21 protein-coding genes, 1 riboswitch and 1 other annotated feature are annotated in these 21,460 nt (G+C 41.4%); of the genes, 15 read left to right on the forward strand and 6 right to left on the reverse strand.

All coding sequences use genetic code 11. The features are described from left to right. Positions 1–30: 30 nt before the first annotated feature. Positions 31–183, reverse strand: coding sequence for a hypothetical protein (locus tag L3V25_RS10240; protein ID WP_237295260.1), 153 nt, complete (start codon positions 181–183; stop codon positions 31–33). A gap of 380 nt (positions 184–563) precedes the next feature. Here L3V25_RS10240 and htpX point away from each other — a divergent pair, with 380 nt between their 5' ends. Then, complete coding sequence (gene htpX / locus L3V25_RS10245) at positions 564–1,427, forward strand: protease HtpX (protein ID WP_237295261.1); 864 nt, start codon at positions 564–566, stop codon at positions 1,425–1,427. A 277-nt stretch (positions 1,428–1,704) separates the two neighbouring features. Here htpX and rsmS read toward each other — a convergent pair whose 3' ends face one another. The 4 genes from rsmS to dinG are packed head-to-tail and all read right to left on the reverse strand — an operon-like array spanning position 1,705 to position 5,304. After that, a complete protein-coding gene (gene rsmS, locus L3V25_RS10250; protein ID WP_237295262.1) occupies positions 1,705–1,872 on the reverse strand; it encodes a pleiotropic regulatory protein RsmS in 168 nt (55 codons plus the stop codon). Then, a complete protein-coding gene (locus tag L3V25_RS10255; RefSeq protein ID WP_237295263.1) occupies positions 1,862–2,425 on the reverse strand; it encodes a primosomal replication protein in 564 nt (187 codons plus the stop codon). Before L3V25_RS10255 ends, rsmS begins: the two co-directional genes overlap by 11 nt. Positions 2,426–2,436: 11 nt before the next feature. Beyond that, positions 2,437–3,207, reverse strand: coding sequence for a TSUP family transporter (locus L3V25_RS10260; RefSeq protein WP_237295264.1), 771 nt, complete (start codon positions 3,205–3,207; stop codon positions 2,437–2,439). Between the two features lie 15 nt (positions 3,208–3,222). Beyond that, positions 3,223–5,304: an ATP-dependent DNA helicase DinG gene (gene dinG, locus L3V25_RS10265; protein ID WP_237295265.1), complete on the reverse strand. Its 2,082-nt coding sequence runs from the start codon at positions 5,302–5,304 to the stop codon at positions 3,223–3,225. 639 nt (positions 5,305–5,943) lie between these two features. Between dinG and L3V25_RS10270 the strand changes: the two genes are divergently transcribed. The 3 genes from L3V25_RS10270 to L3V25_RS10280 all read left to right on the forward strand — a co-directional run bounded on the left by L3V25_RS10270 (position 5,944) and on the right by L3V25_RS10280 (position 9,193). Continuing rightward, complete coding sequence (locus L3V25_RS10270; protein ID WP_237295266.1) at positions 5,944–7,008, forward strand: porin; 1,065 nt, start codon at positions 5,944–5,946, stop codon at positions 7,006–7,008. A gap of 74 nt (positions 7,009–7,082) precedes the next feature. Then, positions 7,083–7,721: a DUF2057 family protein gene (locus L3V25_RS10275; RefSeq protein WP_237295267.1), complete on the forward strand. Its 639-nt coding sequence runs from the start codon at positions 7,083–7,085 to the stop codon at positions 7,719–7,721. A gap of 167 nt (positions 7,722–7,888) precedes the next feature. Beyond that, positions 7,889–9,193, forward strand: a complete 1,305-nt coding sequence (locus L3V25_RS10280; RefSeq protein ID WP_237295268.1) for an inosine/guanosine kinase — start codon at positions 7,889–7,891, stop codon at positions 9,191–9,193. Positions 9,194–9,364: 171 nt separating this feature from the next. Here the strand turns inward: L3V25_RS10280 and L3V25_RS10285 are convergent, their stop codons facing one another. Continuing rightward, positions 9,365–9,781, reverse strand: a complete 417-nt coding sequence (locus L3V25_RS10285) for an H-NS family nucleoid-associated regulatory protein (protein WP_237295269.1) — start codon at positions 9,779–9,781, stop codon at positions 9,365–9,367. A 363-nt stretch (positions 9,782–10,144) separates the two neighbouring features. Next, positions 10,145–10,379, forward strand: a riboswitch (Lysine riboswitch). Between the two features lie 119 nt (positions 10,380–10,498). On the opposite strand from L3V25_RS10285, the gene L3V25_RS10290 reads away from it, so the two are divergent. From L3V25_RS10290 to L3V25_RS10340, 11 genes are all read left to right on the forward strand, one after another. Next, positions 10,499–12,082: a Na+/H+ antiporter NhaC family protein gene (locus L3V25_RS10290; RefSeq protein WP_237295270.1), complete on the forward strand. Its 1,584-nt coding sequence runs from the start codon at positions 10,499–10,501 to the stop codon at positions 12,080–12,082. Positions 12,083–12,274: 192 nt separating this feature from the next. Continuing rightward, positions 12,275–12,402 (forward strand) — a sequence feature (His leader region). Positions 12,403–12,480: 78 nt separating this feature from the next. Next, positions 12,481–13,377, forward strand: a complete 897-nt coding sequence (gene hisG, locus L3V25_RS10295; protein WP_237295271.1) for an ATP phosphoribosyltransferase — start codon at positions 12,481–12,483, stop codon at positions 13,375–13,377. 5 nt (positions 13,378–13,382) lie between these two features. Beyond that, the gene (gene hisD / locus L3V25_RS10300; protein ID WP_237295272.1) at positions 13,383–14,675 is read left to right on the forward strand and encodes a histidinol dehydrogenase; all 1,293 of its coding nucleotides are present in this window, start codon (positions 13,383–13,385) and stop codon (positions 14,673–14,675) included. 11 nt (positions 14,676–14,686) lie between these two features. Further along, positions 14,687–15,736 carry a histidinol-phosphate transaminase gene (hisC, locus tag L3V25_RS10305; RefSeq protein ID WP_237295273.1) on the forward strand — a complete coding sequence of 350 codons (1,050 nt, stop codon included), beginning with the start codon at positions 14,687–14,689 and terminating at the stop codon, positions 15,734–15,736. 64 nt (positions 15,737–15,800) lie between these two features. Next, on the forward strand, positions 15,801–16,874 hold the full coding sequence (hisB, locus tag L3V25_RS10310) for a bifunctional histidinol-phosphatase/imidazoleglycerol-phosphate dehydratase HisB (RefSeq protein WP_237295274.1): 1,074 nt from the start codon (positions 15,801–15,803) through the stop codon (positions 16,872–16,874). Further along, a complete protein-coding gene (hisH, locus tag L3V25_RS10315) occupies positions 16,874–17,515 on the forward strand; it encodes an imidazole glycerol phosphate synthase subunit HisH (RefSeq protein WP_237295275.1) in 642 nt (213 codons plus the stop codon). Before hisB ends, hisH begins: the two co-directional genes overlap by 1 nt. 14 nt (positions 17,516–17,529) lie before the next feature. Further along, positions 17,530–18,267 carry a 1-(5-phosphoribosyl)-5-[(5-phosphoribosylamino)methylideneamino]imidazole-4-carboxamide isomerase gene (hisA, locus tag L3V25_RS10320; protein ID WP_237295276.1) on the forward strand — a complete coding sequence of 246 codons (738 nt, stop codon included), beginning with the start codon at positions 17,530–17,532 and terminating at the stop codon, positions 18,265–18,267. After that, positions 18,249–19,022 (forward strand): imidazole glycerol phosphate synthase subunit HisF, encoded by a 774-nt coding sequence (gene hisF, locus L3V25_RS10325; RefSeq protein WP_237295277.1) that lies wholly within the window; start codon positions 18,249–18,251, stop codon positions 19,020–19,022. The genes hisA and hisF overlap by 19 nt, the downstream gene beginning before the upstream one ends. After that, the gene (gene hisIE / locus L3V25_RS10330) at positions 19,019–19,678 is read left to right on the forward strand and encodes a bifunctional phosphoribosyl-AMP cyclohydrolase/phosphoribosyl-ATP diphosphatase HisIE (protein ID WP_237295278.1); all 660 of its coding nucleotides are present in this window, start codon (positions 19,019–19,021) and stop codon (positions 19,676–19,678) included. The genes hisF and hisIE overlap by 4 nt, the downstream gene beginning before the upstream one ends. A 257-nt stretch (positions 19,679–19,935) precedes the next feature. Further along, positions 19,936–20,358, forward strand: a complete 423-nt coding sequence (locus L3V25_RS10335; protein ID WP_237295279.1) for a MarR family transcriptional regulator — start codon at positions 19,936–19,938, stop codon at positions 20,356–20,358. A gap of 20 nt (positions 20,359–20,378) precedes the next feature. Next, positions 20,379–21,455 carry an HlyD family secretion protein gene (locus L3V25_RS10340; protein ID WP_237295280.1) on the forward strand — a complete coding sequence of 359 codons (1,077 nt, stop codon included), beginning with the start codon at positions 20,379–20,381 and terminating at the stop codon, positions 21,453–21,455. Positions 21,456–21,460: the final 5 nt, after the last annotated feature.

Below are 21,460 nucleotides of genomic sequence, written 5' to 3' on the forward strand. Positions count from 1 at the left end.
CTTTTGTACTTTAAATGGTTTCTTTGCTTATTATTGAGCTTGATACTTTTCAGGAACCAGATTGATAGGTTGCTCTGATTTCTTTTCAGCTAAACCTAAGCGTTCTTTCGCTTCTTCTTCTGATAAACCTAAATGGCACGATAATAAATCGATCGCCATTTGGTAATTTTCCTTATCCGCCATAGCTAAAATCCTTATTTGCACGAGTAATGGGGTTAAAGTAAGTCGATTAAACAATATGAGCAATACGACTAAAGTATAACGGGGTATTAATTAGTCAGAAGACCGTCGATATAAGCCTTAATATTCATTAACTTGGTTCTTTTTCTATTTAGTCTAAATTTGAGTGCTTGGTCACAAACTGTATGACTTTTATACGTATGTAGAATGATAGTTGAGCAACCATTGATTCTAGAGTTACAAGACACTAAATGTTTCAATTTAGCGCTTAACCTTGAACTTAAAATGAATGACTATATACCTGTTGATATGCGTGGACTTTTTTCGTGCCACAACAAAGTCAAACTTAACATAATAATAGCTTCTCAATGGAGACAGAAAGAATGAAACGAGTGATGTTATTTTTAGCAACCAACTTAGCAGTAGTGCTAGTTTTAAGTGTTGTTTTAAATATAGTTTATGCGGTAACCGGAATGCAGCCAGGTAGTCTTTCTGGACTATTGGTGATGGCAGCTTTATTTGGTTTTGGTGGCTCATTCATTTCATTGTTGATGTCTAAAAAAATGGCATTGCGCTCTGTTGGTGGTCAAGTAATTGAAACCCCAAGAAATGAAACTGAGCATTGGTTAGTCCAAACAGTAAGTCGCCAAGCTCAGCAAGCTGGTATTGGCATGCCAACAGTGGCTATTTATGATTCCCCAGATATCAATGCTTTTGCAACTGGTGCTAAGCGTGACGATTCTTTGGTTGCGGTTTCTACCGGATTATTGCACAACATGACTCGTGATGAAGCTGAGGCGGTACTGGCTCATGAGGTTAGTCATATTTCTAACGGTGATATGGTGACTATGACGTTAATGCAAGGCGTAGTGAATACCTTTGTTATCTTCTTATCTCGCACAATTGCAAACCTTGTGAGCTCAAGAGATAACGAAGAAGGTGGTGGCACGAATATGATGAGCTACTTCTTGATCTCTATGGTGCTTGAATTAGTGTTTGGCTTCTTAGCAAGCTTCATTACGATGTGGTACAGCCGTCACCGTGAATTCCATGCAGATGCTGGCGCCGCAAACTTGGTCGGTAAGCATAAGATGATTGCCGCTCTTGAGCGTTTGAAAATGAGCCACGAACCACAACTAGAAGGTTCTATGATGGCATTCGGTATTAATGGTAAACGTACCATGATGGAATTATTAATGAGTCACCCACCGCTTGATAAGCGTATCGATGCTTTACGTAATTCATAATACAAGATTTATCGTGTGAGCAAATTTCGCCTCTTGTCGGGTAAAAGCGGCAAGAGGCGAATTTGTTTTAATACGTGGCTTGATTCTCGGGCGTTTCACTTCCCGTTGCTCGATAAGAAGGCGCAACGAGTAGGGAATTAGTTTCTAGGTAAGGCTTCTATCGCTTTTATATGATGTAGTAAGCTTGACAAAGAGGACAGGAAACTGAAAGCTTCTCGGCTCTCGGCTCTCGGCTCTCGGCTCTCGGCTCTCGGCTCTCGGCTCTCGGCTCTCGGCTCTATTTCTTTTCTATTTTCTTCTGTAAATCTGCTTCAACAATCTTCAATGCTTCTAGCGCAACGCTTGGATCGATTTCATTCGACTCCAGCAAATAAATAAGATCGACCGCCAATTTTATTTCTTCTGGTGCTGAATCTAGTGGGCTAGGTTGATTATCAGTAGTCATTGCTTGGGTTATGCCTTTCTCTGTAGGTAATTTGCTTTTCGATTTTTAATTTTGCCGCTTGGCAACGCTCTAGTCGTTGTTCTGCTACTAGGAGATCTTGTTGCGCTTTGGCACGTTGCAAGCTACTGCAATGGTCAACTTGATGGGTCTTTTGCAGCACCAGATCTTTCAAGCGAATTTCCCATTCTTGGTGTTGCGATAAATCTTGATAAAGCTCGCTGATAGGCTTGCGGTAATGACTGCTGTGTTTTATTTCGTTATGGCGAATAGAACCTGTGGCTAGTTCACGTTGAATGGCTTCTAATTGCGCTATCAGCTTCTGAGAGAGGTGTTCAGCGCGTAACTGAGTTAGCCTGTTTGCTTGCTGCTCTCGAATGATGCTGTCATAGGTTGCTTGGGCTTCCGAAACACACGGAACCAAGAAGCGTGCTCTACAGCTAAAAAGATGCTCATCAAATAACGGCTGATGATGCTCACCTTTTTGCCTATCTCGCTGAGCGGCTTGCTTGGATAAAGTATCAAGTTTATCTGCTATATCGCTGAAATTACTCATATCTACCTCAATTAAAACCAGGCTTCATAAGCCAGCTTTATCGCCATGACACTTACCACAGTCACAAAGACTGGACGAATAAATGCCGCGCCAAAACGAATCGCTGAATGTGCACCAACATAAGCACCCGCCATTAAACACAGCCCCATAGTTAAACCTAGTGCCCAATTAATGTGACCTAAAATGGCAAAGGTAATCAGAGAGGTAAAATTGCTGGTGAAGTTCATGGCTTTGGCGACGCCAGATGAAAGTAAGATATTCATCCGATATAGAACCATATTACTGACGGTCCAAAATGCGCCAGTGCCGGGGCCAATCGCACCGTCATAAAAGCCAAGAGTCAATCCTTGAATAATTTGTTTCTTATGCGTCTTAGCGTCAAAGTCTGGCATATCGCTGTGATTTTCTTTTGGCGACTTATGAAAAATAGTATAAATCGCCGTGGCGAGAATGATTAAAGGTAATAGCTTTTCTAACCAATCGGTACTGATGACATTGACGACAAGCGTACCGCTAATTGCACCAATTAAAGTCGCAATAAAGGAGCGATACCAAAATTCAGGTGTGAATAAGCGTTTTTTGTAATAAGTAAAAGCGGCCGTCGAAGATGCAAAGGTTGCGGATAGTTTGTTGGTACCGAGCGCCAAATGGGGAGGTAGACCAATGGAAAGCAGTGCAGGTACAGTCAGCATACCGCCACCGCCAGCAACCGCATCGATAAAACCAGCAGCAAAAGCAACAAGGCCCAGAATGATAAGCATCGTTGGGTCTAACATTTCCATAAATGATCTTCTTAATTAGTATTCTATTTTCCGCTTAAAAGGCGGTAGGGCATCCAGTAACGATTTACCGTAGCGTTTTGTCACGATGCGGCGGTCTAAGATCACGACTCTACCAGAATCTTGCTCTTTCCGCAGTAAACGTCCAACAGACTGAATCAGTTTTTTACTTGCCTCGGGAACAGAAATTTGTAAAAACGGGTTCCCACCTTTTTGCACTATATATTCTGAATGCGCTTCTTCAACAGGTGAGGTCGGAACGCCAAATGGAATTTTGGTAATGACCAGGTTTTCAAGTAGCTTACCCGGTAAATCCAATCCTTCCGAAAAACTCCCAGTGCCGAAAATCACGCTGGTTTGGCCAAATTGGCAATACGCTTTATGTTTATTGAGTATTTCGGTACGTGAACGTTTACCTTGAATTTGCAAGTTCCACTTTTCTTTTAATGCGATAGATTCCAGTTTTTCTGCAACTTGATTCATTTGCCAGTAGGAAGAAAATAAAATTAAGTTCGCTTTCTTTTCTTCAATATAACTAGGCAAAATTTCACATAAGTATTGAGTAAAGTCAGGATGCTGGGGCTCAAATTTCACATTAGGGATGAGTAACTCAGCATTATTTTGGTAATCAAAAGGTGATGCTAATGCCAGAAACTGAGTAGCATCTTCGGCTTTTTGGCTAACTCCGGCCTGAATAGAAAAATACTGAAATGAGTTTAATGCTCTCATGGTTGCCGACACCAGTACCGCGCCAGCGCAGCGACTCCACAATTGACGATCCAGTTGCCAGCCAACCTCTAACGGCGACACACTAATAATAAAGTCATCTTCTCGTTCAGAGCTCACTTCTACCCAACGGGCAAGCGGTGCGCCTTTATCATGATTCGGCTCTGCCATTAAATGCCAGACTTTAGCCAAGTTTTCTAAGCGTTGCAGATAAAAGCCTGATTCTGCGAGAGCCGGTTCAGCTAGACGTGAAGATAACTCACCATCTTTAACTCGTTCTGAAATTAAATCGGCGATTTTATTCATGGCTTGATGCACTTTCTTGCTCAGTATTTTTAGGCTTTTAGATTCTTCTTCTAACCAAGCAGGTAACTCTCCGTGCTCAAAGCGATATGTACGCTCTTTAAATTCATTAGCATTAAATCGTGTGCTTAATTGAGTGAGAGCAGGGATCAGTTGTTGAATAGCATCTTGTAATTCATTTCTAAATCGAGCGCTACGTTTGGCATCAGTCAAATTCGCTATTTTTACTACGGCTTTATTGAGGCTTTCTAACCAGCCAGCGGCGCCTTTTAAGCTTGCAGCAGCGGAAGCATGTTCACGAGCCACGTTCGGTAGATGATGTGCTTCATCAAAAATATAAATACTTTGCTCGGGCTCAGGCAAGATCACGCCTCCACCAAGATCAGCATCGGCCATTACTAAGCTGTGATTGGCAATAATTATATCGGCTTTATCAAGATCGGCTCTCGCTTTCTGGAAAGGGCAATCACGATGTGAAGGCATAGAGTTATTGCAACTGTGCTTATCACTGACGATGGTTTTCCAAATCTCTTCGTTAATGGTCTCTGGCCAGCTATCTCTATCGCCATCCCATTTTTGAGTTGAAAATGCTTCATATAAATCTTGTAGTTGCTTTATATCTTGTTTCTTCGGCTTACTTTCAAACATAGCCATTTGTTGACCATCTTGTTGCCCACCAGAAGCCAGCATTAACTTTTCAGCACAACAGTAGCGCTGACGTCCTTTAGCCAATAGAAAAGTAAAGGGAGTTTCGACTAAGCGTCGATAGAGCGGCATATCTTTATTAATCAACTGTTCTTGTAGAGCGACCGTCGCAGTAGAAATAATGATTTTCTTTTCACCAAACTGAGCGAAAGGCACCGAGGCCATTAAGTAGGCCAATGATTTACCAATACCGGTTCCTGCTTCCGCCACAATAATGCGATTGGATTGATGGTAGGTACCTGCCAGTGTTTTGGCGATTTCTGCAACTAGGTAGTTTTGAGCTCGGCGAGGAATAAAGCCATCTAATTGATGAGAGAGATTTTGATAGCTGTGTTTGATGGCTTTTTGAATATTGGCAGATAGCATGCTTGAGTCTCTTAATTGAACAACTGGATATTATCACAGTGGTTTGATTAAGTAACCTGCCGAATGTGGCTATTTAAATATAAGGATAGGTAGGTGCAATGTGGCTTTGGTTTATTAAGTAAGCCGTTAATTCCACCGTGAATGATAGGCTTGCTCAATGTCGTGTAGGTCGAAAATTCACCGTTTAGTCACTGTATTGTCACAAAAAATAAGATCGGAATCACATATTGATGCATAAAACTTATCGCTTACTAAGGTTTGTATGAATTGTGTTCAATTAAGCATTAAATTCTATTTATGTTGCCATTCCTGGTGGTTTTTGGTGTTTGTTTTATGTTTTTTTAGATTTTATTGCTGGTCTTTTGTTTTTTGTTACACTTGTTATGGTTGTTTTTATTGTGTTTATCCATACCTTTACATTCGTCGATTGCCTGTAATTCGTTGTTTGTTAATGATTTTTATACTTTTTGATTGATGATTTACTTTTTTTTATTAAATTTGACACTTTCAGGGAACTTATTGCAATCTTTAGGTGCGAATCAGATGTACCGCTTGTTGACTAGATGTTAACGAGCGATAAAACAAAAAAGAAAGGAATCCCAAAGGGAATTTCAAATTAATAAAAGGCAGTGGATTATTATGAAAAAATCGCTTTTAGCTCTTGCTGTATCGGCAGCAGCATTCACAGGCGCAGCAAGTGCGGCTGAGATTTATAGTAACGACGGTGGTTCAGTTGATTTTTACGGGCAATTGCGTACCGAAATGAAATTTGCTGATGCAGATGATTACAACGCTGATCTATCAACGGGTTCTTCTCGTATTGGTGTTGATGCTAAATATAATGTAATGGAAGGATTTGATGTTTTAGGCCTTGTTGAAGTTGGTGTTCCATCAGATTCTAAAGGTAATAACGACGTAGAAGTTCGTCGCCACTTGATCGGCTTTGCGACAGACTTTGGTACGGTTCAGTTCGGCCGTGATTGGACATCTTCGGATGATCTAGGCGGTACTGACTACTCATACTTCTTCGGTGGCTCAGGTAACCTCTATGACCAATTAAATGGTGCATTATCTGAATCACAAGTTAAGTATTCATTAGATCTTGATAACTGGTTTGTAAAAGCAACCTATGGTTTAAATGATAGTTCTAATCATCAAGATTTAATGGAAGCATTCGTTGGTGCAACTTATGGCGACCTGTCATTCCACGTAGGTGGTGGTTATAATCGTGTTCACGAATTTGAGACAACATTCACCGATGTAAATAACAATAAAACTACAGTGAATGGTGATATTAGTAATACGTACTACGAAGCAACTCTTGTATATAACTTGCTTGATAATTTACAAATGAGTGGTACTTATTATGGTTCTCAACTAGAGAATACTGATAATGACGTGAAAATTGACCAGAATGCACTTTCATTAGGCGCATATTGGACATTTATTGAAAAAACTTCACTATATGCTGGTTATGAATATGTTCACCAAAAAAATGACGATTCAGATGCTAGCGATCACGGTAACAATGCTTACCTTGGTTTAGAATATAAATTCTCTAGCTGGGCACGTGTATTTACAGAAGTAGGTTATTCTGATGGTACGACTCTAGGCTTTACGAATAATCAAACAGACGTAACAGTTGGTCCTACTACAGTTGATAGTGAAACTAACTTTGGTATCGGTGCTCGTTTCTACTGGTAATCAGAGTCCAAAATTATGCTAATACCAAAGCTCGGTTTTTACCGGGCTTTTTTATTTTTAAATAAGGGATGTATATGAGTAAGAAGTTTATTTCTGTAGTAGGCTGTATTGCATTATTAGCCAGTCAATTGGTTCATGCCGAAGTTAAAATTCCAATCCCAGATAGCGTTAACTTATTGGTAGTGAACTCTCTCAAACCTGAAATTGAAAAGGGTGGTTTGTTTGGTTCCGATACTTTAGTTTTGCCTGATGGTGAAAATCAGATCGTATTCAAATTCCAACCCGGAGTGATGGAAAATGATACATTACGTCGAGTTTATAGTGATGTCATCGTTGCGAAGTTTTCTGCTCAGGATGATGAATTAAAATTTGTGTTGCCAGAATATCGCGATTTGAATCAGGCTCGTAATGAAATAAATGATTTTGAATGGGCTTTAGTCGATAGTCAGGATAAAGCGCTTGACGTTAAAAAAGAGCCGTTATCAACGACAGGCGTACAGCTCGGCCGTAACTTTATTGAAGATGTGATGGATTACAATATGCGCGGTGGTGTTGCTGCGATTACGACAGGCTCTGTTGCAGCCAAGAGTCTACCTGTGAATGCACAAGCTAAACCTGATAGTGAAAATGTCGCTCAGTTGAAAGCTTGGTATTTGAAAGCTAATGCGCAAGAAAGAAAAGATTTTCAAGTTTGGTTAATCGACCAAAAATAATGAGTAAAATATATGATGAAAGAAGCGGCCAGAGTGTCGCTTTTTTCATTTAGAGTCCTGCGTAACACTTTATTTGACGAGCAAACGGTTGCTATTCGGTGTCATATTGCTGCAATCTAATTTGGTGGCTACAATTCAGATCCATGTTCATAACCTACATAATCTCTATGAAATTCCCCGGCCAACGTAAATCTAAACACTACTTTCCTGTTGATGCTCGTGATCCGCTTGTTAGTCAAGCTCAAGAAAGCAAGCGAATGTCTCGTACTCACATTATCGGTATTGACCAAACCTTGGTTGATATAGAGGCGAAAGTCAGTGATGAGTTCATTGAAAAATATCAATTGAGTAAAGGGCACTCGTTAGTTATTGATGATGAAAAAGCAGAAGCGCTATATAACGAGTTAAAAGAATATGACCTGGTTACCGATGAATTCGCGGGTGGAACAATAGGGAACACATTACATAATTACTCTGTACTAGCCGATGATAAATCGACTTTATTAGGTGTGATGAGTAATAGTATTAAAATTGGTAGCTATGGATATCGCTACCTTTGTAACACTTCTAGCCGCATGGATTTAAATTATCTACAAGGCGTAGAAGGTCCAATTGGTCGTTGTTTTGCACTAATTAGTGATAATGGTGAACGTACCTTCGCAATTAATGAAGGGAAAATGAACCAGTTATTACCGACTAGTATTCCTGAACATATTTTTGAAAATGCTTCAGCCTTAGTGTTAACTGCTTATTTGGTTCGCTGTAAGCCGGGTGATCCTATGCCTGATGCAACAATGAAAGCGATTGAATACGCAAAGAAATATGATGTTCCAGTGGTGCTTACTCTAGGAACCAAATATGTGATTCAAGATGACCCTGAATACTGGCGTGATTTTGTTAAGCAAAATGTTTCTGTTTTGGCGATGAATGAAGAAGAAGCAGAAGCTTTAACTGGAGAGCATGATCCTTTATTAGCTTCAGACAAAGCGTTGGATTGGGTTGATCTAGTTTTATGTACCGCCGGCCCGGTAGGTCTCTATATGGCTGGCTATACCGAAGAAGAAGCAAAGCGCCCAACAAGTTTGCCTCTATTACCTGGCTCGATTGCTGAATTTAATCAGTATGAATTTAGTCGCCCAACAGTTCGTTCCCAATGTAAAAATCCGATTAAAGTGTACTCTCACATTGCACCTTATATGGGTGGCCCTGAGAAGATTAAGAATACCAATGGGGCAGGGGATGCAGCACTATCGGCAATATTGCATGATATGGCGGCCAATAAATACCATAAAGAAAATATCCCTAATTCAAGTAAGCATGAATATCCATTTTTAACTTATTCATCTTTCTCTCAAGTATGTAAGTACGCTAACCGAGTGAGTTATGAAGTATTAGCGCAACATTCTCCGCGTTTATCTCGTGGCTTACCTGAGAAAGAAGACAGCTTGGAAGAAGCATACTGGGAAAGATAAGCTTATTTAGTTAAGTGGTTTTATTCGCTCAAAGGAACGGATAAAAATAAATAGGTGGATTTAATTATTCTTACTTATTGGATCTACTATTTACAGTAACTTGTTGTTAAAAATAAAAAAGGGAGCTAAGTGCTCCCTTTTTTTATTTTTAATCCAATAAGGATTTGGTTGTTATTTGATTAGGAAATCATCAATTGATTTGCCTGCATCAAGAGCTTCTTGAATGGCAGAAGGCGTACGGCCTTGGCCAGTCCAAGTCTTACGCTCACCATTTAAAGTGTATTCATATTTTGCAGGGCGAGGTTGACGCTTCTTACGAGATTTAGATTTTGATTCACCACCGCTCATTGCTGAGATAAGGTCTTCTAAATCAATTCCGTCTTTAGCGATCATTTTAGCGTACTCTGCTAATTTAGCTTCGCGCTCTGCTTGTTCAGCTAATTCTTTTTCTTCTGCTTCTTTTCTTTCTGCTACAACAGTAGTCAGTTTTTCTAGTAACTCTTCTACTTCCGCTAGGGTAAATTCGTCACGAGTAAAAGCGCGAAGGCTACGAATATTTAGTAGTGCTGATTTTTTGATTTCTGACATATGTGGATCCTATACAGTAGAATTGCTGAATTAAGTTTTATCTAAAATAAATATCTTTGCTAGATAAAGTTAAACTAATTTTATATAGCTTATCTTTTTTAGTCAAAAAATATATTTGTTTAAATAAAGAAATTTGAGGCCGATTTAATATTTATACTGTTACAAATATTGTTGTTAATTTAGATGCTGATTCAAACAGACTACTTTAACTTTATAATTAAGTCGTTGGTTGTTTTTTGGACGAAATGGAAATGTTCGACTTTTGTCTTGCCATTTGGTTTTTGATCATTACAATGAGCCGAATCTTGCTAGAACCCTTTGTAAATGTCCTGATAAATGGCCATTTGTAAGGCGAATGTTTTAGTCTGATGTAGAGGCGCAATATTTATTAGTACTACGTTTTAGGGTGATGCCTGTGAGAGCGTACGAAAGGAAATGTTGCCGAAGTAAGAGCTAATCAGTGCGTTTTGATTAGTTAGGCGTATCAGAGCCACTTGCTGGGGTTGCATTTAATAAGTGTAACACTGCCATAGTTTGCAGGGTGCTAATCTTAAAGATTGCATACTGTGTTTTTTTACTATGGAGCGCTACTGTAGACACATGAAAGTGATTTGGCTTTCAACGTTTATCAACAAGATGATTTATTGTTTTACGACTATACTCTTCAACAATATCCCTTCTGCAGTAGATCTCTAACCAATTTTGGTTTTTTTGATCATGAACTTAATCGATTTTACTTCTTCCGCGGCATCTTTGCTGCCTCCGGCTATCGCTTTGACGATGGCCATTCTGACCCGACGTGTTCTTTTATCACTTGGTTTTGGTATTTTACTGGGTGCGTTTTTGCTGGCTGATTTTTCATTATCAGGTGCATTAAGCTATACCAGTTCTACCGTAGTGGGCGTGTTTGTTAGTGATGGCGGATTGAACTGGGACAGCCTTTTTATCCTACTTTTCCTCGTTCTTCTTGGCATGATGACAGCTTTGCTGACTCTATCTGGTGGTACTTATGCTTTTGCTGAGTGGGCTCAAAAGCGCATTAAAAGTAAAAGAGGGGCACAACTTCTTGCGGCTTGGCTAGGGGTGTTTATCTTTATTGATGATTACTTCAACAGCTTAGCAGTAGGTGCGATTTCTCGCCCTGTGACCGATCGCTTTCAGGTTTCTCGTTCTAAATTAGCTTATATTCTAGACTCAACTGCGGCACCTATGTGTGTGATTATGCCGGCTTCTAGCTGGGGCGCTTATATCATGACAGTAGTAAGCGGCATTTTAATCTCACATGGTATTACTGAGTATTCTGCTCTAGGCGCATATATGCGTTTAGTTCCGATGAACTACTATGCGATTTTTGCTTTATTAATGGTATTTGCCATGATCTGGTTTGATCTTAATGTTGGCCCTATGCGTAAGCATGAGATTGCAGCGGGTCAAGGTAAAACCGATGATCGTGATGAGAATGCACCAGATTTAACGGAAGAGTCTGAAATTAAAGAAAGTAAAGAAGGCACGGTTTCTAACCTGATTCTGCCTATCGTTGCTTTAATTATTGCAACCGTGTACTTCATGATCAGCTCTGGTGCGGATGCATTAAGCTCTGATGGCCAAGCATTTAGCTTATTAAAAGCGTTTGAAAATACTAATGTTGGCCAGTCTTTATTCTATGGTGCGTTAGTTGGTTTGATTTGTGCGGTAGGAACCGTATTAAAGCAAAAAATGCCAGCAAGAGATGTGTTAATTACTTTATGGATTGGTGCTAAATCAATGTTTGGCGCGATTTTGATCTTAGCCTTTGCATGGACAATTGGCTCTGTGATTAAAGATATGGGCACCGGTGCTTACCTATCAACACTAGTAGAAGGCAACATCGACGTACATTGGTTGCCGGTACTACTGTTCTTGCTTTCAGGTGTGATGGCATTTTCAACCGGAACGTCATGGGGCACATTCGGCATCATGTTACCAATTGCAGGCGATCTAGCTGGCGCGACCGATTTAGCACTTATGCTACCTATGTTAAGTGCAGTACTTGCAGGCTCTGTATTTGGTGACCACTGTTCACCGATTTCAGATACAACAATCTTGTCATCGACAGGGGCGCGTTGTAACCATATCGACCACGTATCTACTCAGTTACCTTATGCACTAGCAACTGCGATAGTTTCATCTGTAGGCTTTATCGTTTTAGGCATGACAGATTCTTCGCTGATGGGCTTTAGTGCAGCAAGTGTGACCTTTGTGGTTTGTTGTATCGTAATGTCAGTTATTTCAAAATCAAAAATGAAAAAAGCCGCAGCTTAATTTCTTATTTTGATTGTGTTATCAAAGGCTGAGTTAGCGAATAACTCAGCCTTTTTTGTATAAAACTTTCATGATTGGTTTGATATGAAAATAATTCAAATAAAGGCTTGAAAAAACATTAGAGCTTGGGTAGTGTGAAGTTATTGAAACTGATTGAGCAAACAAACATATGCGCACATTGAATATTAACATTCATCATCACCATCATCCTGTTATATCTTGCGGGTGAGTGTGTGCATCCGGAAGATACCTCTTCCGGACGTGAATCAGTAAAAAGATTCAAACCCTCGGAAGAGTTTTCTCTCCGGGGGTTTTTTCATTCAGGGACGTTAAAAATAACTAATTTACTATTGGTGATGTATCACTAATAAACAAATCAAAAATACAGGGATAGAAATATGACAAATTCACGATTAAGAATTGCGATTCAAAAGAAAGGCCGCTTGAGCAAAGAATGCCAAGATCTACTTAAAAAATGTGGTGTGAAATTTAATATTGCTGGCGAAAGACTGGTAGTACACAGTGAAAACATGCCAATCGATTTATTGCTCGTTCGTGATGATGACATTCCTGGCTTGATCATGGATGGGGTGGTTGACCTTGGCTTTATCGGTGAGAATGAACTAGAAGAAGTTCGACTAGATCGTAAAGCCGAAGGTTCACCATGTGAATTTAAAGCGTTGCGTCGCCTAGATTTCGGTGGTTGTCGTTTATCTATCGCTATTAATAAAGATGAAACTTACAACGGCCCACAAGATCTAGCGGGCAAACGTATCGCGACAACTTACCCACACTTATTAAAAAGCTACATGGACGAGCAAGGCATTAACTTCAGTACTTGTATGTTAACTGGCTCGGTTGAAGTGGCACCTCGTGCTGGCCTTGCTGATGCCATTGCAGATTTAGTTTCAACCGGTGCGACTTTAGAAGCCAATGGACTAAAAGAAGCAGAAGTAATTTTCCGATCTAAAGCGACATTAATTCAACGTATTGGTGAGTTTTCAGCAGAGCAAGATAGTTTGATTGAAAAGCTGCTAACTCGCATGCAAGGCGTGATTCAAGCGAAAGAATCAAAATACATCATGCTGCACGCCCCATCTGATAAGTTAGAACAAATCAAACAACTATTACCGGGCGCGGAAGATCCTACCGTTCTACCTTTATCTCAAGAAAAAAATCGTGTCGCAGTACACCTAGTTAGTACCGAAAACCTTTTCTGGGAAACCATGGAAGGCTTAAAAGAGCTTGGTGCAAGTTCAATCTTAGTGTTACCAATTGAAAAAATGATGGAGTAAGCAATATGAAAACCGTCGTTTGGCAATCATTAAGCGAAGAGCAACAAAATGCAGTCCTTGAGCGCCCAGCAATTAGCGATGGTGCTAACATCACCTCAATAGTCACTGATGTATTAAATCAAGTGAAACAAGATGGTGATGCTGCAATCAAAGAATTAACCGCCAAGTTCGATAAAGTGACGCCTGAATCGATTCGAGTCTCAGAGCAAGAAATTGATGAAGCAGCAGCACGTTTATCTGAAGAAATGAAGCAAGCGCTAGAACAGGCGCACAAGAACATTTCGGTTTTCCACAAAGCGCAAAAAGCACAGCCTTTAAGTGTGGAAACGCAACCGGGTGTGGTGTGTGAGCTAGTAACTCGTGCAATCAATAAGGTCGGTTTATATATTCCAGGTGGTAGTGCGCCATTACCTTCAACTGTCTTAATGCTAGGCGTACCGGCGCAAATTGCGGGCTGTCGTAAGGTAGTGCTATGTTCACCACCACCGATTGCTGATGAAATCTTGTATGTGGCGAAACTGTGTAATATCGATGAAGTTTACAATGTCGGTGGCGCTCAAGCGGTTGCTGCTATGGCTTACGGCACAGAGACGGTTTCTAAGGTCGATAAAATCTTTGGTCCAGGTAACGCCTTTGTGACTGAAGCCAAACGCCAGGTAAGCAATGATTTCCGCGGTGCTGCGATTGATATGCCAGCCGGCCCTTCAGAAGTATTAGTGATTGCTGATGAAACAGCGGATGCAGATTTTGTCGCCGCAGATTTATTGTCTCAAGCAGAGCACGGCCCAGATTCACAAGTGGTGCTATTAACGCCATCGCCGATGATTGCAGATCAAGTGGCAGAAGCGGTTCAGCAGCAGCTTAAGTCTTTATCTCGTAGTGATATTGCAGAAAAAGCCCTTGGCTCAAGCTTGATTGTGATCACCGAATCTTTGACCCAATGTGTGTCAATTTCAAACTTCTATGGTCCAGAACACTTAATTGTTCAAACCAAGAATCCACGTGAACTATTGCCTTTGTTGGATAACGCAGGCTCTATTTTCCTAGGTCAATGGTCGCCTGAATCGGTAGGGGATTATGCTTCGGGTACTAACCACGTACTGCCTACTTATGGGTATACTCGAACTTACTCAAGCCTAGGTTTAGCGGATTTCTCAAAACGTATGACAGTGCAAGAGTTATCTAAAGATGGCTTGAAAGGCTTAGCGCAAACTGTCGTTACCATGGCAGAAGCGGAAGGTCTTGATGCTCACAAACGTGCCGTCACCATTCGTATCGACAAACTGAATCAGCAATAGGCAGGTAGAACATGGAAAAGTTAGCCCGTAAACAAGTTCAAGCTTTAACACCATACCTATCTGCTCGCCGTATTGGTGGCAGTGGTGATGTTTGGTTAAATGCCAATGAATCTCCGTTTGATAACGAATACAAAACCAACTTTACTCGCTTAAATCGCTATAGTGAATGTCAGCCAAAAGATTTGATTGAAGCTTACGCGAGCTATGCTGGAGTGAAAGCTGAGCAGGTATTAACTTCTCGTGGTGCTGACGAAGGTATTGAACTACTCATTCGCGCTTTTTGTGAGCCGAACCAAGATGCAATCCTTTATTGCCCGCCGACCTATGGCATGTATGCGATCAGTGCTGAAACTATCGGTGTTGAGCGTAAAGTCGTGCCTTTAACTCAAGAGTGGCAACTGGATCTGTCGAGCATTCAAGCCCAGTTAGAGAATGTGAAACTGGTGTTTGTGTGTAGCCCAAACAACCCAACCGGTAATCTGATTAAGCGTGAGGATATCGTTGCTTTATTAGAGATGACACAAGATAAAGCGATTGTGGTGATGGATGAAGCCTATATCGATTTTTGTCCAGAAGCGTCAACGGTCGATTTACTGGAACAATATCCTAATCTAGCCATTCTGCGAACCATGTCGAAAGCCTTTGCTCTTGCTGGGTTACGTTGTGGTTTTACTTTGGCTAACGAAGAGTTAATCAATGTACTATTGAAAGTGATCGCTCCGTACCCTGTGCCGATTCCAGTGGCTGAAATTGCTTGTCAGGCTCTATCGGAAGCTGGGCTTGCGCGCATGAAATATCAGGTACTTGATCTCGCGGCTAACCGTGCTTATTTACAAGCGGGTTTATCCATGCTGCAAGGTGTGACGGTTTATGATGGCTGGGGCAACTACTTGCTGATTCAGTTCCCAGAGGGCGATGCGATGTTTAAAGCAGCGTGGGATAACGGCATTATTCTACGTAACTCACCGATTAAAGATTGTGTTCGAATCAGTATCGGTAATCGTGATGAATGCGAAAAAACGTTAAGCTTTATCCGTAATCAAATTAGCGCCATCGCGTAATATATTCAAAAAATAATGTAAGTCACCCACAAGCTGGGTGGCTGCTCTAAGAAAGGAAGTCAATGTGAGCCAAGCTAATAAAATTCTCTTTATCGACCGAGATGGCACCTTAATTGTTGAGCCGCCGGAAGATTTTCAAGTTGACCGTTTAGACAAGCTGAAATTCGAGCCTAATGTCATTCCGGTATTATTAAAACTTCAAGATGCGGGCTATCGTTTAGTGATGGTTACTAACCAAGACGGCCTAGGTACCGATAGCTACCCACAAGCGGACTTTGATGCGCCACACAATATGATGATGGATATCTTCACATCGCAAGGCGTGAAATTTGATGATGTGTTGATTTGCCCACACTTTGATCATGAAAATTGCACTTGCCGCAAGCCGAAATTAGGCTTAGTTAAAGACTACTTACAGCAAGGTAAAGTCGATTTTAAAACTTCGGCAGTAATTGGCGATCGTGAAACCGATTTACAGCTAGCAGAGAATATGGCGATCCGTGGAATTCAGTACAACCCTGAAACCATGAATTGGTTAGATATCTTAAAAGATTTAACCGTGAATGCTCGTACATCTACGGTGGTTCGTACTACCAAAGAAACCGATATTCGTATTGCGGTTAATTTAGATGAGCAGGGCGGCAATCAAATCTCAACCGGTATGGGCTTCTTTGATCACATGCTAGATCAAATCGCCACACACGGCGGCTTCCAAATGAAAGTGGACGTTAAAGGTGATTTACACATTGATGACCACCACACCATTGAAGATACCGCTTTAGCCCTTGGCCAAGCATTAAAAGAAGCGCTTGGTGATAAACGTGGTATCGGTCGCTTTGGTTTTAGTCTGCCAATGGATGAATGTTTAGCGCAATGTGGCTTGGATTTATCTGGCCGTCCTTATTTGAAATTTGATGCTAAATTCAGCCGTGATCAAGTGGGCGATTTATCTACGGAAATGGTGGTGCACTTCTTCCGCTCATTGACAGATACGCTAGCTTGTACGCTGCACTTATCTTCAACTGGCGACAACGATCACCACATTATCGAAAGCTTGTTTAAAGCCTTTGGTCGTACGCTACGTCAAGCGATTAAAGTGGAAGGTAACGAACTGCCAAGTAGTAAAGGAGTGCTGTAATGGGGTCAACACCTGTCACAAATGATGCGCAAAAAGTGGTGATTATCGATACTGGTTGCGCCAATGTGTCGTCAGTACGATTTGCCATTGAACGGTTGGGCTATGCGGTTACGATTTCTAAAGATCCAGCAGTGGTGTTAGCCGCGGATAAACTCTTTCTACCGGGCGTGGGCACCGCTTCTGAGGCAATGAAAAACCTAGAAGAACGTGATTTAATTAGCTTGGTTAAAAAGGTAGAGAAACCGTTACTAGGCATTTGTCTGGGCATGCAATTACTCGGCAAACTGTCTGAAGAAAAAGGTCAACAAGGCAATGCAGAAGTTAATTGCCTTGGCCTATGTGATGGTGAAGTTCGCCTAATGGATACCGGTGATTTACCTTTGCCTCATATGGGATGGAATACGGTGCAACCACAAGATGGTCATCCATTATTTAAAGACATTCCAGCCGACAGTTATTTTTACTTTGTACACAGCTATGCCATGCCAGTGGGTGATTACACTATTGCAAGTTGTGACTATGGCAAACCATTTACCGCAGCGGTACAAAGTGGCAACTATTATGGTGTGCAATTTCACCCAGAGCGGTCTTCAAAAGTGGGTGCAAAATTGATTCAGAACTTTCTTGAGCTAAACGTATAAAAGGGAAATATAGGATGATAATTCCTGCATTAGATTTAATTGATGGACAAGTCGTACGTTTATTTCAAGGCGACTATGGACAAAAAACCGAATACAAAGTCGATCCAGTTGAGCAATTTAACCTTTATCATCAAGCGGGTGCCAATTGGCTGCACTTGGTGGATTTAACTGGCGCAAAAGATACGTCAGCGCGTCAACTGGATTTGATTGCTAAATTACTAGCAGGCACCCCAGCTAATATCCAAATTGGTGGCGGTGTACGTACTGAGCAAGATGTGATTGATCTGCTTGAAGCGGGCGCACAACGTGTTGTGGTTGGCTCGACTGCGGTTAAACAACCTGAGCTGGTCAAAGGTTGGATGGAAAAATACGGCGCAGAAAAAATCGTATTGGCATTAGATATCAACATTGATGAGCAAGGCGTGCGTCGTGTGGCGATTTCTGGCTGGCAAGAAGACTCTGGCGTGACTATTGAAGCCCTTATTGATGATTACCTTACTGTGGGCTTGAAACACGTGCTATGTACCGATATTTCGCGTGATGGCACCTTAGCGGGCTCTAACGTTGAGCTGTATATCGATTTATGCAAACAGTACCCACAAGTGCAATTTCAATCTTCAGGTGGCATTGGCAGCCTAGATGATATTGCAGCGCTTAAAGGCACAGGTGTTGCGGGCGTGATCGTTGGTCGCGCATTACTCGATGGCAAATTTACCGCAGAGGAGGCATTCTCATGTTGGCAAAGCGAATAATTCCTTGTCTTGATGTTCGAGATGGTCAAGTCGTCAAAGGCGTGCAATTTCGTAACCATGAAATCATTGGTGACATCGTACCGTTAGCGCAACGTTATGCGGAAGAAGGCGCAGATGAGTTAGTGTTTTATGATATTACCGCATCGAGTGATGGCCGCGTAGTGGATAAAAGCTGGGTAGCTCGCGTGGCTGAAGTGATTGATATTCCTTTCTGTGTGGCTGGTGGTATTAAGTCGGCGGAAGATGCCTCGCGCATTCTTGAGTTTGGCGCCGATAAAGTGTCAATCAACTCTCCAGCGCTAGCAAATCCAGAATTGATCACCCAACTGGCAGACAAATTTGGCGTGCAATGTATCGTGGTAGGCATTGATTCTTACTACGACAAAGAAACTGGCAAATACCAAGTTTACCAATTTACCGGTGATGAAGAGCGCACTAAAGCCACTAAATGGGAAACCCGTGATTGGGTGCAAGAAGTGCAAAAACGTGGCGCAGGTGAAATCGTATTGAACATGATGAACCAAGATGGCGTACGTAATGGCTACGATATCGATCAATTAAACATGGTGCGTGAAGTGTGTCAGGTGCCTTTGATTGCCTCTGGTGGCGCGGGCGCGATGGAGCACTTTGCCGAAGCCTATCAAAAAACCAATGTTGATGGCGCGTTAGCTGCGTCGGTTTTTCACAAACAAGTGATCAACATAGGTGAACTGAAACAATACTTAAAACAACAAGGCGTGGAGATACGTTTATGAGTGAAGCATTAACAACACAATCAACGTTTCAAGCGTCAGATATTATCGCATTAAGTGAGCGTATTGATTGGGATAAAGTCGATGGCCTAGTGCCTGTAATCGTACAAGATTACGTTTCTAGCCAAGTACTAATGATGGGCTACATGAATGTGGATGCGCTACAAAAAACCGCAGATACTGGTTTAGTGACTTTCTATTCTCGTACTAAACAGCGTCTTTGGACTAAAGGTGAAGAATCAGGCAACAGCCTAGGTTTAGTGAACCTTGCGCTGGATTGTGACAACGATACTCTGCTGGCCAAAGTAAACCCAATTGGCCCAACTTGCCATACTGGCACAACGACTTGCTTTGATGCGGATAAGCAAGACGAAAGCCAATTGGTGTGGCTTCATCAACTTGAGCAATTATTGGCTGCCCGCAAGAGTGCCGACCCTGAATCCTCCTACACCGCAAGTCTCTATGCTCGCGGTACGAAACGTATATCGCAGAAAGTGGGTGAAGAGGGCGTTGAAGTCGCGCTTGCGGCAACGTCGGGCGACAAGGCGGAATTAGTGTGTGAATCAGCAGATTTGATGTACCACTTGTTTGTACTGCTACAAGATCAAGGTCTATCGTTTAATGATGTGATTAATAAGTTGAAAGAGCGTCATCAATAAATAACTTTTCATTGAAAATGATTGAAACCAAAGGCTAGGTATTTACCTGGCCTTTTTTGTGCCTGATGATTTTTAAAGTTAATTTTCTGATATATCAATGCTATATAAATTTACTATACAATTGTGCAGTATTCTTCTTGTCAAGATAGTAAGTAAGGCTTACTATATTTGGGTGTTCACACTTTGCCCCTTGTTATCCATAACCAAAGTGTCACTCTTCCTAGCTATTCTTATAAGGTTCTTATTGAAGGTTTCGCATGGCTAAAACACCTGTTGGCTCTCTACTGTTTGATGTATCACGTCTGATTCGCAAAAAATTTCAGAATGATCCAGAGATAGGCTGCATTACTTTGGCGCAAGCAAAAGCATTAAGCATCATTGCTCGTAATGAAGGCATTAAACAGGTTGAGTTAGCCGAGTTATTGGAAATAAAACCAATGACAGTCGTAAGAGTGATTGATCAACTCGTTGCAGAAGGGCTAGTCAAACGCTGCGCTAGTCCTTCTGATCGACGTGCTCATTTGATTTATTTATTACCGGCGGCCAAATTACGCCTTACTGTTGTAGATAAAGTCGGTAGTAAAGTATGGGAATCAGGATTGGCAGGGTTAAGTGAGCAGCAACGTGAGCAATTCATTGCCACACTTGAGCACATCCACCGAAACTTATCAGACAATTAACATTCACTTTAGGTAATAATATGGCTAACGAACCCACTCAAACAATGGAAGAGGAACTCCCTCAACCATCGCCTAAAAAATCAAAGTTTAAGTCTAAGCGCTTTTTGCTTTTATTTGTTGTTCCATTGACCTTAATTGCTGGCAGTATTGTGCTTTACCTGCATGGTGGTCGCTATGTGGAAACGGAAAATGCGTATGTAAAAGCCGATAAAACGCCCATTAATGCAGAAGTGGCTGGTCGTGTGATTAATGTGCCAGTTGAAGAAAATCAGCATGTTAAAAAAGGCGACTTACTAGTACAAATCGATCCTACACCTTATGAATATGCCGTTGATCGAGCTAAAGCTAACCTTGCTGATGTACGTACTGAATTGGAAACCTTGAAAGCAGAATATCAAAGTAAATTAGCTAATATCGATGTGGCGCAAAGCCAGTTAGATTACGCGCGCCTAGAAGAAAAACGCCAATATAACTTACGTCAGAAAAACTATTCTTCTGAAGCCGATTATGATTCAGCAAGACAAAAAACCTTATTGTTTGAACTTCAAATTAACGCCTTACAAAAAGCACTAAAACAAGTTGCTGAAAGTCTTGGTGGTGATCCAGAGGCCCCAACGGAATTGCACCCTAAATATCAATTAGCGCTAGCGGAACTTGATCAAGCGAAAAACGATTTAGAGCACGTTAATGTTTATGCGCCAAACGATGGTGTGGTTTCTAAGGTATTAGAGGATGGCCAATACATTACCTCGAACAGTACAACGATGTTGCTAGTGGCAGATACGAATTTATGGATAGAAGCCAACTTCACTGAAAAAGAAATGACTAATATTAAAGTCGGCCAAGAAGTGGATATTGAAATTGATTATGCGCCTGGCCATCAATGGAAAGGTCATGTAACCAGCATTAGCCCTGCAACAGGTTCTGAGTATTCCGTGATCCCTGCTCAAAACGCAACCGGTAACTGGGTTAAAGTGACGCAGCGACTACCGATTCGTATTTCAATTGAAGAAAAAGAAAATATGCCAACATTACGTGCCGGTTTAAGTGCCATTGTGACCGTTGATACTAAGCATACCCGTCACTTGTCATTTTAAGGCTA

Source organism: Vibrio sp. CK2-1, from assembly GCF_021726515.1.
In the GTDB taxonomy this organism is placed as follows: domain Bacteria; phylum Pseudomonadota; class Gammaproteobacteria; order Enterobacterales; family Vibrionaceae; genus Vibrio.